Genomic DNA, 12,257 nt, shown 5'->3' with positions numbered 1-12,257 from the left:
GCGGGCGCTTACCCAATCGAAAGGAACCGAACCCATGACCATCGAAACCATCCCCTTCTCGAAACTCGCCCTGACCGAGGGCGCCAATCCCCGCCGCAGCATCGACGCCGCCGCCATCGAGGGGCTTGCCGCCTCGATCAAGGCGGACGGCCTTCTGCAAAACCTTGTCGTGCGCAAGGACGGCCGGAAGTTCCGCATCGTTTCGGGCGAACGGCGCTGGCGCGCGCTCGCCCTGTTGGTCGAGCGCGGCGACATCGGGAAGGACTATCCCGTGCCCGTCGAGGTGCGCGCTGATTTGACCGAGGCCGACGCATTGCGTCTGGCAACCGTCGAGAACATCCAGCGCGAGCAACTGCCCCCGATGGACGAGGCCGAAGCCTTCGCCCTTCTCTTGGGGCAGGGCGCGCGCCTCGAAGACGTGGCCGCGAAAGCGGGCGTGTCGGTGCTGACCGTCAAGCGCCGTGTGGCGCTGGCGAGCCTTACCGACGAGGTGAAGGCGCTTGTGCGGAACGGCGAGATTTCCCTTGCCGCCGCCGAGGCGCTGACGCTGGGCAGTGCCGAGCAGCAGCGCGCCGTCATCGAACGGCTGGACAGCGGCTATCGCTACGATGCCGACGACATCCGCGACTGGCTGACGGGCGAGAAGCCCGCCCTGTCCTTGGCGATCTTTCCGCTGGAACGCTACGAGGGCACGACCACGTCCGACCTGTTCGCCGAGGAGGACGCGACCGTCTTCGACGATGCCGAGCAGTTCCACCGTTTGCAGGCCGAGGCCGTGGAGGCGCTGGCCGCGCATCACCGCGAGGCGGGTGCCGCCTTCGTGGACATCCTGACCGAGAACTACGCCGCATGGTGGCAGTATCGGGAGGCCGACGCGGAAGAGGGCGAGACGGGCGGCGTGGTGATCCACTTCAAGCCGTCAGGCCGTGTCGAGGTGCGGGAAGGGCTTGTGCGCCGCGAGGTGCGCCCGAGCGTGGCGGAAGAGACCGCCGACCATCCCGCCGCGCCCAAGGAGAAGCCCGAATATACGGGCGCGGTCATCCGCATGGTCGCCGCCCACAAGTCGCTCGCCGTCATGGCGGGGCTTCTGGCCAACCCCCGCAAGGCGCGGGAGGTGGCCGTGGTGACGATGCTGAACGCCTGTGACGGGACGGCGCGGGCGCGCCTCGATGCCCATCCCGCGCTGGGGTATTTCGCGGGCGAGGATACCCAGCCCGAGACCTACGGAAAGGTCGAAGGGGTGGCGCAGGCGGTGATGGAGGCGCTCGACATCGCCGCTACGCTCACCAGCCGCTATCCCGCGCCCGACCGCGGGGCATGGGAGACGCTCTTGCGTCCCCAGAAGGAGCCGCTGGCGCTCTACGAGGCCGTGACCGCCCTCGATGATGCCGCGCTCGATGCGCTGCATCTGCTTCTGACCACGCTGACCTTCGGTCAGGGCAGCATGGACGCGCTCGACGCGGGCGCGAGCCTGTTCAATCGCGTGGCCAGCGATCTCGGGGTGTCGATGCGGGATCACTGGTGCCCCGACGAGGCGTTCCTCACGCGCCGCCGCAAGGATCAGCTGGAGGCCATCGCCAAGGAGACGGGCGCGGTGACCCGCCTCGGGGCGCTCAAGGACTACAACAAGACGCAGCTGGCCGCTGCCCTTGCCCGTCACTTCGAGCGCTGCGCCGCCGATGACAAGCTGATCGCCGCCGACCTGAAAGCCCGCGCCAATGCGTGGCTGCCCGAGGCCATGCGCTTCGGCGGGGTCGCGGTGGAGGGCGGCGACATGGCCGAGGCCGAGGAAGTGTTCGAGGAAGTGTCCGAGGTCGAGGCCGATGATGCGGATGGCGACGGTTTCCCCACGCCCGCCGTCGCCGAGGACGTGCAGCCCGCCCGCGCGGCCTGACCCGTCCAGCGAAGCCCGCCCATGACGGGCGGGCTTCGTCCTTTCCTCAATTCGTCCATTCGCTATTCCGACAGGTGCCCCATGCCCACCATCCTTGGCGCGCTCGCGCTCTTTGTCCTCGCCGCCTACATCGCCCACGTCACGGGCAATCCCGAGAACTTCCTCTGGACGATCGTCGCCGTGCCCTTCGTCGTGCCCGTCACGGCCATCGTTCTCTGGATCATCGGCAAGCTGCTGGCTGCGTTCCGTGGCCCGCCGCCGTCGCCCTAACGGTCGAGGAGCCATCGCCATGCCGATCATCGTGACCCTCGCGCTCATCATCCTCGCCGCCTTCGTCAGCACCCGAACCGGCAGCGCCGACGCCTTCATCGCGGTGCTGGTCGTCGTCCCGCTGGCAGCCTTGGGGCTGTTCTACGTCCTGCTCATCCTTGGTTGGATTTTCAGAGCGATCCGAAGTGGGTCGAATCCCCGCTGACCGAAGATCCCGTGTTCCGCATCGAGGACGGTGCGGCCAAACACCGACCCACAGCGCCGCCTCGCTTCCGTCAGGGGGCGGGGCGTTTTCTCGGTGCGCAGGGGTTGCGATCTGGCCGGAGGCCGTGAGGGGACGGAGGCCGATTGGCCGCGTGTCACGTGAAGGGGGCCGAGGTCGCCAGCGCGTCTTGCCTCTGTTTGGCGCGGATCAGCCGCCCAACTGCGTCCTTTCCTCTCATGGCCACATCTGAGCCCGTCGCCCGTCCCCGCAACGGCGCACGGTCAGTTTCTTCCCCTGCGGCTTCGCCGCATTCCTCGCGGACACTGCGCTTCAAGAAACAGCCCGCTTGCCGTCTCCCACTGCGTTCGGCCCGCTTCGTGTCCCGGTCGGGGCTTCGCCCCTCCGCGCCTCTTGGGGTGCGGGTCCGTGCTTCGACGGTCTCTCTCATGGGCCATGGAAAGGTCGCGATGGGCGCGACCGCCAGAACCAAACACAGGAGACTTACATCATGGCAACCATCGGCACCTTCACCAAGACCGACAGCGGCTTCACCGGCACCATCCAGACCCTCGGCGTCAAGGCCACCAAGGTCGCGATCACCAGCGTCGAGAAAACCGCAGACGCCGCCCCCGACTTCCGCGTCAAGGCGGGCGCCGTCGAAATCGGCGCGGCCTGGCACCGCACCTCCAAGGGCGGCAACGAGTACATCTCGGTCAAGCTGGACGACCCGAGCTTCGCCGCCCCGATCTACGCCAACCTGGTCGAGCAGGACAAAGGCTTCGCCCTCATCTGGAGCCGCTGACCGCAGGCGACGCCGCCCGCCGATGAGGCTGGCGGCGCTGCCTCCCCCGATAGTTTGACGATTTAACGAATGGACGATTTCGACATGATCACTTTGACCGACATCCATCTGCAACGCCTGCACGCCGAGGCCGCACGCCTCGCCGAAGACGCCGACCGCCACCTCGCCGCCGCCGAGGACAGCGACGACCCCGACGACTGGGATGCGTGGAAGGAAGCCGACGGCATCGCAACCGGCTTCAAGCTCGCCCTTCAGGAGCTTGACCGAGAAGCCGCCGACCCCGAGCCGACGCCGCCCGCGCCCGCTCTCAGCTACGACGACTGGCGAGACGCCTATCGCCCCGTCCGCAACACCGTGCGTACGGACGCGCCGTTCGACGGCCGCATGTTCGAGACCTTCGGCCCCGAACTCGATGCCATCGCCGCCGCCGACCCTGCCTGCGTCTGGACGCTCGTCAGCAGCGATGATGACGACGGCCTCTACCTTCTGTCCGGCTGCCACTCCGTCAACCGCCTTGGCTACCTCATCACCGAGCGCCCTTGGCAGGGCGACGGTCAGCTCGACATCCGCCTCGACTGACGGTGCCTTCCGCCCCCGACGCTTCGGCGGCGGGGGCTTTTCCCGTGTCCCATCGGTAGCTCTTCGGCGGAGGGCGCAGGCATCCAGTCCCGATTCCTTCCGGTCGGTTGCCCGTCCTTTGGAGGTTCCGCGTCCCTGGCAGGCGGCGCCTTGCCGTCCATGACCTGCCCGCGCCGGCGGGCAAGCCCGCCCGTGTTGGTCAGGACGGCGGCAGCTCATGCCGCCCGCCCTTTCGGTCGCGTCCGTCAGGACGCGCAACCAACGACCGAAAGGAGATCATCATGGGACTGGATATGTACGCCTTCACCACCGTCGAGCCCGTCGTGGCCGCCGTGGACTTCACCACCGAGACCGCCACCGAACTCGCCTACTGGCGGAAGCACCCCAACCTGCATGGCTGGATGGAACAGCTCTATCGCGCCAAGGGCGGCACGGACGCCGACTTCAACTGCGTCAACGTCGCGCTGACGGCCGAGGACCTGGACCGGCTGGAGGCCGACACCCGCGCGAACGCGCTTCCCTTTACCGAAGGCTTCTTCTTCGGCGAGTCCAATGGCAGCGAGACCGAGGGCGACTTGGCTTTCATCGAGAAAGCCCGCGCAGCCCTCGCCGAAGGGAAGACGGTGTTCTACACCTCGTGGTGGTAAGCGCCGCTCGAAACGAGGCCGCCCTCGCCAAGGGCGGCCTCGACCGCGTTTTCCGCCAGTATCCCCTCGACGGACGCGAGGTCGGCTGGCCGGTGCGTCATGCGGTCAGACGTGGGCGGCTCCCATCGGGCTCCGCTGGCGCGACGCTGCTTTTGACGAGCGGCGGCGGCGAGGCGCGACGTGGCGAGCTGGCCCCGGCACAGGCGTCGGTCGGCCGACACGGGTCTTATGGCGGCGACGGTCACCCCGGCGGCTGACATCCTCACGATCAGCAGGTCGGCGGTCAGGCATGCAGGGCCGGGCTCGCCACCTTCCGAGGCACGCGACCGATGCGGGCCTTCCAACTGGGCAAACTGGCGTCGGCGGCGTCCGCCGCAACGGCGCTGCCCGACTTTCTTCCCCGGCGCCGCTGGCGCCTTCCTCGCGGTCGCTGCGCTCCAAGAAAGACGGGCCTCGCCGTCTGCCGCTGCGCTTCGCCCTTCGGGTGCGGCTGGACGCCCTTGCCGACGCCTCACGTTGCCCATGGAAGGCCGCGGTCGCGGCCACAGTAACGGAAGGAGGCAAACCATGAACACCCTGCACACCATCGACACCGACTACGAGCTGACCTGGGACGAGTTCCTGATCACCGTGGAGGACCTGCACCTCATCGAGACCGGCGCCGATCTGGCCGACGACGACTACGCCACGGTGCTCGCCGCTTTCGAGCGCGGCCTCAGCCCGAACGGCTGCGTCATGAGCATCATCGACACCCGCCGCCCGTTCGACGCGCGCGAGCACTGGTTCCACGCCGCCTGACCGACAGCGGCCCGAGCGAACCCCGTCGGGGCGACCCGGCGGGGTTTTCGCATGCCTGTCCGTCGGCAGTGTTCGAGCGGCCACGACGGCGCTGACGCGCCGCCGACCGCCCGCTTGCGCTGTGCTGGGTTTCGGCGGCTGCTGTTGTTGGTGGCTGTGGGTAGGTGTTGTGGCTTGTGGAGAAGGGCGATTGCGGTTAGTATTGCGTTATCCATCACTGGCATTAAGTGTCTGACCTGTCAGTCCGAATCCACTCCACCCTGTGGACCGACCCCATAAGCGGGGGAGGGTTTTCGTGTCACAGGGGGTAGGCAAGATGGATGTTGTGTTACAAAAACTCCCGCGTCGAGGCTGCCGCCCCGACACCGGCCGCGGCTTCGCCGACCGGCCCGGCGGGAGTTTTCTCCACCCAACAGCGCCCGCATTCGACCCCCTGACGGGGTCTCAAGCGACACTCATCTTGCTCTGCGAGGCGACCGGGACAGGGGGCATCTGAGCCATGGCACGGCCAACCCTCGATCCCCAGCGCAAGCGCTCCGAGACCCTCAACCTTCGGCTCTCTCCGACCGAGATGCACGACCTGCGGCGCCGGGCGGCCGAGGCCGGTGCCACGCTCGCCGACTATGCCCGCGCCACCCTGACGGGGCGGCGGCCGAAGCCGAAGCCGGTCAAGGACCGGGTCATGGCGACGCTGCTCTACGAGCTGTCGTCCATCGCCACGAACCTCTCCCAGCTTGAGGAAGCGACCGGCGAGGCGACCTACGCGCAATGGGCACGCTATGTCGGCGGCGAGCTGGTCGAACGGGTGACCGACCGCCACGAGCTGACACCCCTCATCGAGGAGCACCTGGAGGCGATCAACGGCGCCGGGCACATGGTCAACGCCATGGCGCGGCGCGCCAACATGGGCAAGCCGCTGGACGCGGCACAGGTCGAGGAAACCCTCTCCATCCTCCGCCGCGTGCTGGAGCCAATCCACCGGGCGGTGAAGCAGTCGCCCAAGGCGGGCAGCCGAGCGCCCGATCCGGGAGACGGGCCGGATGCGCTTTAAGGTGCCCGCCCGCCAGCCGGAGAGCTTCCGGGCTTCCGCCCTTTATCTCGCTGGGCGGGTGCAGGGCCTGTCGCCCGATCGGGTGGAGTTCGTCGAACGGCGCAACCTGCACACCGACGATCCGCGCTCGGCGGCGGCCGTCATGGACGCCACCGCCCAGAAGTCGGCGCGGTGCCGCCAGCCGGCCTACCACTTTATCGTCACCTTCGACCCCGACGACGCGGCGGCGGGCAAGGTGACGCCGGAGCTGAAGCGCCGCGTGGCGCAGCAGGTCATCGAACGGATGGGGCTCACCGAGCACCAGCTCCTGGTCTATTCCCATACCGATACCGACCACCCCCACCTGCATTTCCTGGTCAACCGGGTGCATCCAACGAAGCACATCGCCTATGACCGCCATCAGGACGGGCGGCGGCTCACCGGCATCGTGCAGGAACTGGCGCGCGAACACGGGCTCAACATCCTGCGCAACCGCGAGTACGAGCGCCAGCTCGGCCGCGAGGTGGTAGAGGATTTCGGCCCGGTTCCGACCGATGCCGAATACTGGCGCGCCCGGCGCGAGGAACGCGAGGCGCAGCGCCCCTTCGAGAAGGATGCCGTCACCGACCTGCGCCGCCGCCTGAAGGACGACTTCATCCGCGCCCGAGACTGGGATGACCTGGCCGAGCGGCTCGCCGCGAAGGGCATCACCATGGAGCGCAAGGGGCAGGGCCTGGTGCTCACCGACGGCGAGCGCTTCGCCAAGCTCTCCGACATGGGCAAGGGCGTGCGCTTCCATGTGCTGGAGGAACGCTACGGCGAGAGCTTCGACGACCACATGACCCGCCGCGCCGCCCGCGTCGTCGAACGGCAGCGGGGCAAGGAGGATCGCGCGCCCGACACCAGCGGCATGGCCCCGGCCGAACGGCGGACGGTGGAGGGGATGTTCGACGAGGAGCCGGATCGCGGTTCGGCCGAGGACGCCGTGCGCCGGTTCGACCAGGCCGACATGGAGTTCCGTAACTGGAGCCAGATCGAGGCATCATACCGTTCTGCCGCCGGCAAGGTGCGCTATGCCGAGCGCCAGCAAGCCTTCAACGAGAAGCAGGTGCATCGGGACGAGGCATGGCTCGGCAAGCGCAGCCGCAGCCTCGACGAGATCCTGGGCAAGGTCTATCGGGACGCCGCAAAGGCGCGGGCGCTCTGGGATGACCTGGAGGAGAAGTTCGGCATCCGCGATGCCGAGCGGATGATCGAAAAGGACCCCTTCATCCTCGGCGCGGTGCGGGGTATCCGGCTGGGCGACACCCGCACGGCCGACCGGCGGGAGGCCAAGCGGTATTTCCGCTACATCGTCGAGCGCCGCCAGCGCTGGCGCGACGCCAAGAACCGGCTGGAACACACCCGCGCCGAGATCGAGCGCGCCCGCCAGCGGGTGAAACTCGCCGTGCGCGAATACGAGCTTCTCCAGCATGTCGCAGGCTCGCCGCAGATGCTGCGCGAGACCATGCTGGAGAAGATCAAGGCGCGGGCGCGGGCACTGTCGCGCGTGACCGAACGCGCTATCGAGCGCAGCCGTCTTGCCGACGAGCGGCGCGAGCAGTTGCATCGCGCCTGGCGCGTGGCGAAGGAAAAGCGCCTTGAACGGGAGCGCAAGCGCGAGCGAGGCCGGGCGTTCGGGCTTGATCTCAGTCTGTTCGATGAGTGATGTACCGCATCAGAGGCTTTTGCTTTCGCGCACGTATTGTCGCTTCGCGTCGCAAAAATAATGGGTGACATTTTCTTGGTGCCGCTTTCGTGAGCTTGACTATCTCACGTATGATATCCTCAAAAATGGAACAGGGGTAGGATGATCCTTACTGACAACGAAACGAAGGTAGATCTTCTCAACAACGAGGCGATCGCCAAGACTATTATCGATTTGCTGCGCGAAAAGCCCGACCGTGCCGTGACGATCGGAGTTCATGGCGACTGGGGCGCCGGCAAATCGAGCATCCTGGAGATGATCGAGTACGGTCTCAGTTCGGATGAGGACGTCCTCTGTATCAAATTCAACGGTTGGCGTTTTCAGGGGTTCGAGGACGCCAAGATCGCGCTGATCGAGGGTATCGTCACCGGGCTTGTCGAAAAACGCCCAATGCTCACGCAGGCGGGCATGGCCGTGAAAGACATCTTCCGGCGGATCGACTGGCTCAAGATCGCGCGGCACGGCGGCGGTCTCGCTTTCACCGCATTCACAGGTGTCCCCACCGCCGATCAGGTGGGCGCCGTGGTAGGTACCTTGAAGAGCATCTTCTCCGACCCCTCAAAACTCGCCACGCAGGAGAATTACGACAAAGCCATCGACGGTGTGCAGGGTCTGCTGAAACCCGGTGAGTCAAAGAATGTGCCGGAAGAGATTGAGGCGTTCCGAAAGGCTTTTGACGATCTGCTCAAGCAGGCGGGCGTCAAGCAACTGATCGTTCTCATCGATGATCTCGACCGATGCCTGCCCGACACGGCGATTGAAACCCTCGAAGCCGTCCGCCTGTTCGTATTCACCGCCCGCACTGCGTTCATCGTCGCGGCCGACGAAGCGATGATCGAATATTCGGTGCGGAAGCATTTCCCCGAGCTGCCGGACACGACCGGCCCCCGCGACTATGCGCGCAATTATCTCGAAAAGCTGATCCAGATCCCGTTCCGGATTCCGGCTTTGGGCGAGACCGAAACCCGCATCTATGTCACCTTGTTGCTCATTGGCGCCGAGCTGGGCGAGGACGATCCCGCCTACTCCGCTCTGATCACCGACGCGCGTAAGTTGCTAAAACGCCCTTGGCAAACTGCCGGGCTCGACGCACAGACGGTCAAGACCTCTTTGGGCGACAAGGCCGGCCAAGTCCAGAACGCCCTCACCTTGAGCGATCAGATCGGTCCGATCCTTGCTAGCGGCACACAGGGGAATCCGCGACAAATCAAGCGGTTCTTGAACACCCTACTGCTGCGTCATCAGACCGCCCTCGCGCGCGGTTTTGGAGAAGAAGTGAAGCTGCCCGTCCTGGCGAAGCTCATGCTTGCCGAACGGTTCCTTTCCAGATTGTTCGACCAGATCGCCAGCGCAGCCGCCCGCGATCCGGAAGGGCGCTGCGTAGATTTGGCGGCGCTTGAAGCCGCCGCGTCGGGGGAGAAGCCAGCCCCTAAAGCCAAGCGGGCCGGGCCGAGGATCAGGTCCATCGACGACGCCAAGCCGACTGCGGTGCCGGACTCTAAGGAAAGCGCCATCCTGACGGAATGGAAGGCGGCAGATGCGATACGCGCCTGGGCGCGGCTGTCTCCGGCCTTGGCCGAAGTCGATCTGCGTCCGTATCTGTTCGTGACCAAGGATCGGAAAGACTATTTCGGCGCGGCCTCCGTGCTCGGGCGTCTCGCCGCCGTGGTCCAAAAGCTGCTCGGCCCGAAACTCGCCGTCCAGGCGTTCGAAGGTGAACTCAAGCTACTTGTTCCGGCCGAGGCTGCACAGGTCTTCGAAGAGCTGCGCGGGCGCGTGATGGGCGGAGACGCCTTCGATACCGTGCCGCCGGGTGTCGATGGGCTCGCGGTGCTGGTTCGCGCGCATCCGATGCTTCAAGCCAATCTTATCGATCTGCTCGAAGCCTTACCGGCCGATCGGTGCGGGCCGTGGCCCGCGTTGGGTTGGGAGGGCGCTATCAAGGATTCCGACGCCGTGGCGCGCTTCGAGAAGTTACTCCAGGGATGGTCCACCTCCGGTTCGTCCTTCCTGAAACAGACGGCCAGCGCAGCGCTTCGCACGCGGAAAGGTGGGCGCTGATGGGCACGTCGAACGCGTATGGGGGTGCGGGCGGTGGCACACCGCTCATTCCGAGCTGGTTGCAGGGCGATGGCGAGGCCGGTGCGGGCGCGGGTGATGGTGACGGGGCACAAACCCCGTCGCCTGATGGATCGCCCCCAGCAGTACCTCCCGCGCCGGCGCCTCGACCAACCGTGCCGGTAGGGGCACCGGATCGCTTCACATCGGCCCGAAACAATTTCACCCGCTTCGTAAGCTCGGGCGGCAGTGACCGCAGGAGTCTTGGCCGGGCTGTCTCGCAATATGTGTCCAAATCGTCGGGCGGTTCACGCCAAGCCGCACAGCGTATGGGCTCATCGCGGGGTACAGGCGCCGGGCTCGTCCGATTCCTCAACGACGCCAGCACCTATGGCGTTCGCGAAGCGCTGCGAGCGCTCAACCTCGAAAGCCTCGCCGGTAGGCCGATCGAGGAAGTGTTCGCGGGACTCGCCGATTACATCTGCCCTGAAGGTGGGTCGATCGACGAGGGCATCGCGCGGGACGCCTTCATCGAGACTATCGCCGACCTCGCCGTTGCGGGCATTACCGACATCGATGCGCTGACGGCGGACCAAATCCAGACCGTCTTCGAACTTTATGCGACGCACGCGATCGAGGCGCGCATCTGCAACGACATCGGCACCAAGGTCGTGACCTTGCCCGCCGACCCGCGGGCGGCCGAGAGAATACAGGCGCAACTGCGTGATTTCATCCAACGTGGTGTCAGTGACGCCATCAACGCCGCAGGCGTCAATATTCAGTCGCTAAGTCCCGATGCGGTGTTGGACTTCGTCTCCAACGTCTATCAATCCGCCTTCGACGTGTTGCAGACGCTGGGCGACGGGGAGGCAGCGAAATGAGGCGCCATGTCATCATCGGTCGTTTCGGCCCAGACGATAAGACCCGCGTCCCGAAGGCGCGCGACGAGGTCGCATCGACATTGCAGTTGGTGGCTGGCAAGCGTCTCGATCACGGGATCGGCCGCGCCTTAGCCGACCTCAAGACGCTGCATCTGGCCCCGAGCGAGATCGGCGCGGACATGCTGGTGGTCGCGGCCCATGTCCACGCGGCGGACACCCGCATCTCCCGCTCCACGGAATCGCAAGACGCCTGGACGCGGGAGATTCGACTGGTCATCCCCGTAAGCGATCCGGTGCGATGGACGGCTGCGGCACCGATTCTGGTCCGCGCCTTGAACTTCCTGACCGGCGACAGGTGGGATGTCGGATTCCGAAAACGGGCCAAGGGCTATGCAAATCTAGTTCCTGTCGTGGCACCCACCCTTATCCCCGCCCCATTCGACGGCGTGAGTCTGTTCTCCGGTGGTTTGGACAGTCTGATCGGCGCGATCGACAGCTTAGATGCTGGCGAGACACCACTCCTTGTCAGCCACGCAGGGGAAGGGTTGGTGAGCAAGGCACAGGAGCAGTGCTTCGACGGTTTGAAAGCCGTGTACAAATCATCCGCCTTCGATCGACTGCGAGTTTGGATGAACTTCAATAGCGGGCTCGTCGAGGATGTCGCATCGGAGGACACGACGCGCGGCCGCTCGTTCCTGTTCTTCTCCCTGGGCGTCGCCGCTGGCAGCGCGCTAGGCCGTGACTTCGTGCTCAAGGTTCCGGAGAATGGCCTGATCGCGCTCAATGTGCCGCTCGATCAGCTTCGACTGGGCGCGTTAAGTACCCGGACGACGCATCCTTTTTACATGGCCCGGTGGAACGATTTACTCCAGGCGCTTGGCGTCGGGGGGAAGATCGAGAATCCCTATTGGGCCAAGACCAAAGGGGAAATGGTCGCACAATGCGCCAATCCGGCCCTGCTAAAGCAGCTCGCCCCGTTGTCACTATCATGTTCGTCACCGACGAAGGGGCGGTGGACCAAGAAGCCACAGGGGCACTGTGGATATTGCCTCCCATGCCTTATTCGGCGTGCCTCGCTGTTAGGCATGGACACGACGGTTTACGGCGTGCCCGATCTGAAGGCAGCTACTTTGGACACTAGGCAGGCCGAAGGTCAGCAGGTGCGATCCTTCCAGATTGCCATCGAGCGTCTGTCGAGGCGCCCCGAACTCGCTAAGGCGCTTATCCACAAGCCGGGGCCGCTTTATGACGTTCCTTCCCGGCTCGATGACCTAGCTGACGTCTATCGCCGCGGGTTGGCTGAAGTTGGGCGCTTGCTGGCTGGCGTTCGCGCCGCACCGTCGTGA

The 12,257-nt window shown here is 65.8% G+C and carries 12 protein-coding genes; all 12 read left to right on the top strand.

Going from position 1 to position 12,257, the window contains the following annotated elements:
- Positions 1-34 precede the first annotated feature (34 nt).
- The 12 genes from BOQ54_RS04635 (at position 35) to qatC (ending at position 12,257) form a co-directional block, all read left to right on the top strand.
- Positions 35-1,894 carry a ParB/RepB/Spo0J family partition protein gene (locus BOQ54_RS04635; protein WP_071923369.1) on the top strand — a complete coding sequence of 620 codons (1,860 nt, stop codon included), beginning with the start codon at positions 35-37 and terminating at the stop codon, positions 1,892-1,894.
- Between the two features lie 81 nt (positions 1,895-1,975).
- On the top strand, positions 1,976-2,164 hold the full coding sequence (locus BOQ54_RS04630) for a hypothetical protein (RefSeq protein WP_145979726.1): 189 nt from the start codon (positions 1,976-1,978) through the stop codon (positions 2,162-2,164).
- A 19-nt stretch (positions 2,165-2,183) separates the two neighbouring features.
- A complete protein-coding gene (locus BOQ54_RS04625) occupies positions 2,184-2,369 on the top strand; it encodes a hypothetical protein (protein ID WP_071923367.1) in 186 nt (61 codons plus the stop codon).
- A gap of 508 nt (positions 2,370-2,877) precedes the next feature.
- A complete protein-coding gene (locus BOQ54_RS04620) occupies positions 2,878-3,171 on the top strand; it encodes a DUF736 domain-containing protein (protein ID WP_023433005.1) in 294 nt (97 codons plus the stop codon).
- A gap of 69 nt (positions 3,172-3,240) precedes the next feature.
- On the top strand, positions 3,241-3,750 hold the full coding sequence (locus BOQ54_RS04615) for a hypothetical protein (RefSeq protein WP_071923366.1): 510 nt from the start codon (positions 3,241-3,243) through the stop codon (positions 3,748-3,750).
- Between the two features lie 281 nt (positions 3,751-4,031).
- Positions 4,032-4,397 (top strand): phosphoglycerate kinase, encoded by a 366-nt coding sequence (locus BOQ54_RS04610; RefSeq protein WP_071923365.1) that lies wholly within the window; start codon positions 4,032-4,034, stop codon positions 4,395-4,397.
- A 567-nt stretch (positions 4,398-4,964) separates the two neighbouring features.
- A complete protein-coding gene (locus tag BOQ54_RS04605; protein ID WP_071923364.1) occupies positions 4,965-5,195 on the top strand; it encodes a hypothetical protein in 231 nt (76 codons plus the stop codon).
- Between the two features lie 499 nt (positions 5,196-5,694).
- Positions 5,695-6,246, top strand: a complete 552-nt coding sequence (locus BOQ54_RS04600) for a plasmid mobilization protein (protein WP_071923363.1) — start codon at positions 5,695-5,697, stop codon at positions 6,244-6,246.
- Entirely contained in the window at positions 6,236-7,933 is a 1,698-nt protein-coding gene (locus tag BOQ54_RS04595) for a relaxase/mobilization nuclease domain-containing protein (RefSeq protein WP_071923362.1), read from the top strand. The genes BOQ54_RS04600 and BOQ54_RS04595 overlap by 11 nt, the downstream gene beginning before the upstream one ends.
- A 141-nt stretch (positions 7,934-8,074) precedes the next feature.
- Complete coding sequence (gene qatA, locus BOQ54_RS04590) at positions 8,075-10,033, top strand: Qat anti-phage system ATPase QatA (RefSeq protein WP_071923361.1); 1,959 nt, start codon at positions 8,075-8,077, stop codon at positions 10,031-10,033.
- Positions 10,033-10,911 carry a Qat anti-phage system associated protein QatB gene (qatB, locus tag BOQ54_RS20190; RefSeq protein WP_071923360.1) on the top strand — a complete coding sequence of 293 codons (879 nt, stop codon included), beginning with the start codon at positions 10,033-10,035 and terminating at the stop codon, positions 10,909-10,911. Before qatA ends, qatB begins: the two co-directional genes overlap by 1 nt.
- Complete coding sequence (qatC, locus tag BOQ54_RS04580) at positions 10,908-12,257, top strand: Qat anti-phage system QueC-like protein QatC (RefSeq protein WP_071923359.1); 1,350 nt, start codon at positions 10,908-10,910, stop codon at positions 12,255-12,257. Before qatB ends, qatC begins: the two co-directional genes overlap by 4 nt.

Origin of the sequence: Chelatococcus daeguensis (assembly GCF_001887265.1) — a bacterium.
GTDB classification, from domain to species: Bacteria; Pseudomonadota; Alphaproteobacteria; order Rhizobiales; family Beijerinckiaceae; genus Chelatococcus_A; species Chelatococcus_A sambhunathii.
The sequence above is the reverse complement of the archived record's forward strand: the minus strand, read 5'-3'. Positions and strand labels throughout refer to the sequence as shown.

What these genes read in the sequence shown, in the direction of transcription:
- BOQ54_RS04635 (WP_071923369.1), top strand. Translation starts at nt 35, where the DNA reads ATGACCATCGAAACCATCCCCTTCTCGAAACTCGCCCTGACCGAGGGC.
- BOQ54_RS04630 (WP_145979726.1), top strand. Translation starts at nt 1,976, where the DNA reads ATGCCCACCATCCTTGGCGCGCTCGCGCTCTTTGTCCTCGCCGCCTAC.
- BOQ54_RS04625 (WP_071923367.1), top strand. Translation starts at nt 2,184, where the DNA reads ATGCCGATCATCGTGACCCTCGCGCTCATCATCCTCGCCGCCTTCGTC.
- BOQ54_RS04620 (WP_023433005.1), top strand. Translation starts at nt 2,878, where the DNA reads ATGGCAACCATCGGCACCTTCACCAAGACCGACAGCGGCTTCACCGGC.
- BOQ54_RS04615 (WP_071923366.1), top strand. Translation starts at nt 3,241, where the DNA reads ATGGACGATTTCGACATGATCACTTTGACCGACATCCATCTGCAACGC.
- BOQ54_RS04610 (WP_071923365.1), top strand. Translation starts at nt 4,032, where the DNA reads ATGGGACTGGATATGTACGCCTTCACCACCGTCGAGCCCGTCGTGGCC.
- BOQ54_RS04605 (WP_071923364.1), top strand. Translation starts at nt 4,965, where the DNA reads ATGAACACCCTGCACACCATCGACACCGACTACGAGCTGACCTGGGAC.
- BOQ54_RS04600 (WP_071923363.1), top strand. Translation starts at nt 5,695, where the DNA reads ATGGCACGGCCAACCCTCGATCCCCAGCGCAAGCGCTCCGAGACCCTC.
- BOQ54_RS04595 (WP_071923362.1), top strand. Translation starts at nt 6,236, where the DNA reads ATGCGCTTTAAGGTGCCCGCCCGCCAGCCGGAGAGCTTCCGGGCTTCC.
- qatA (WP_071923361.1), top strand. Translation starts at nt 8,075, where the DNA reads ATGATCCTTACTGACAACGAAACGAAGGTAGATCTTCTCAACAACGAG.
- qatB (WP_071923360.1), top strand. Translation starts at nt 10,033, where the DNA reads ATGGGCACGTCGAACGCGTATGGGGGTGCGGGCGGTGGCACACCGCTC.
- qatC (WP_071923359.1), top strand. Translation starts at nt 10,908, where the DNA reads ATGAGGCGCCATGTCATCATCGGTCGTTTCGGCCCAGACGATAAGACC.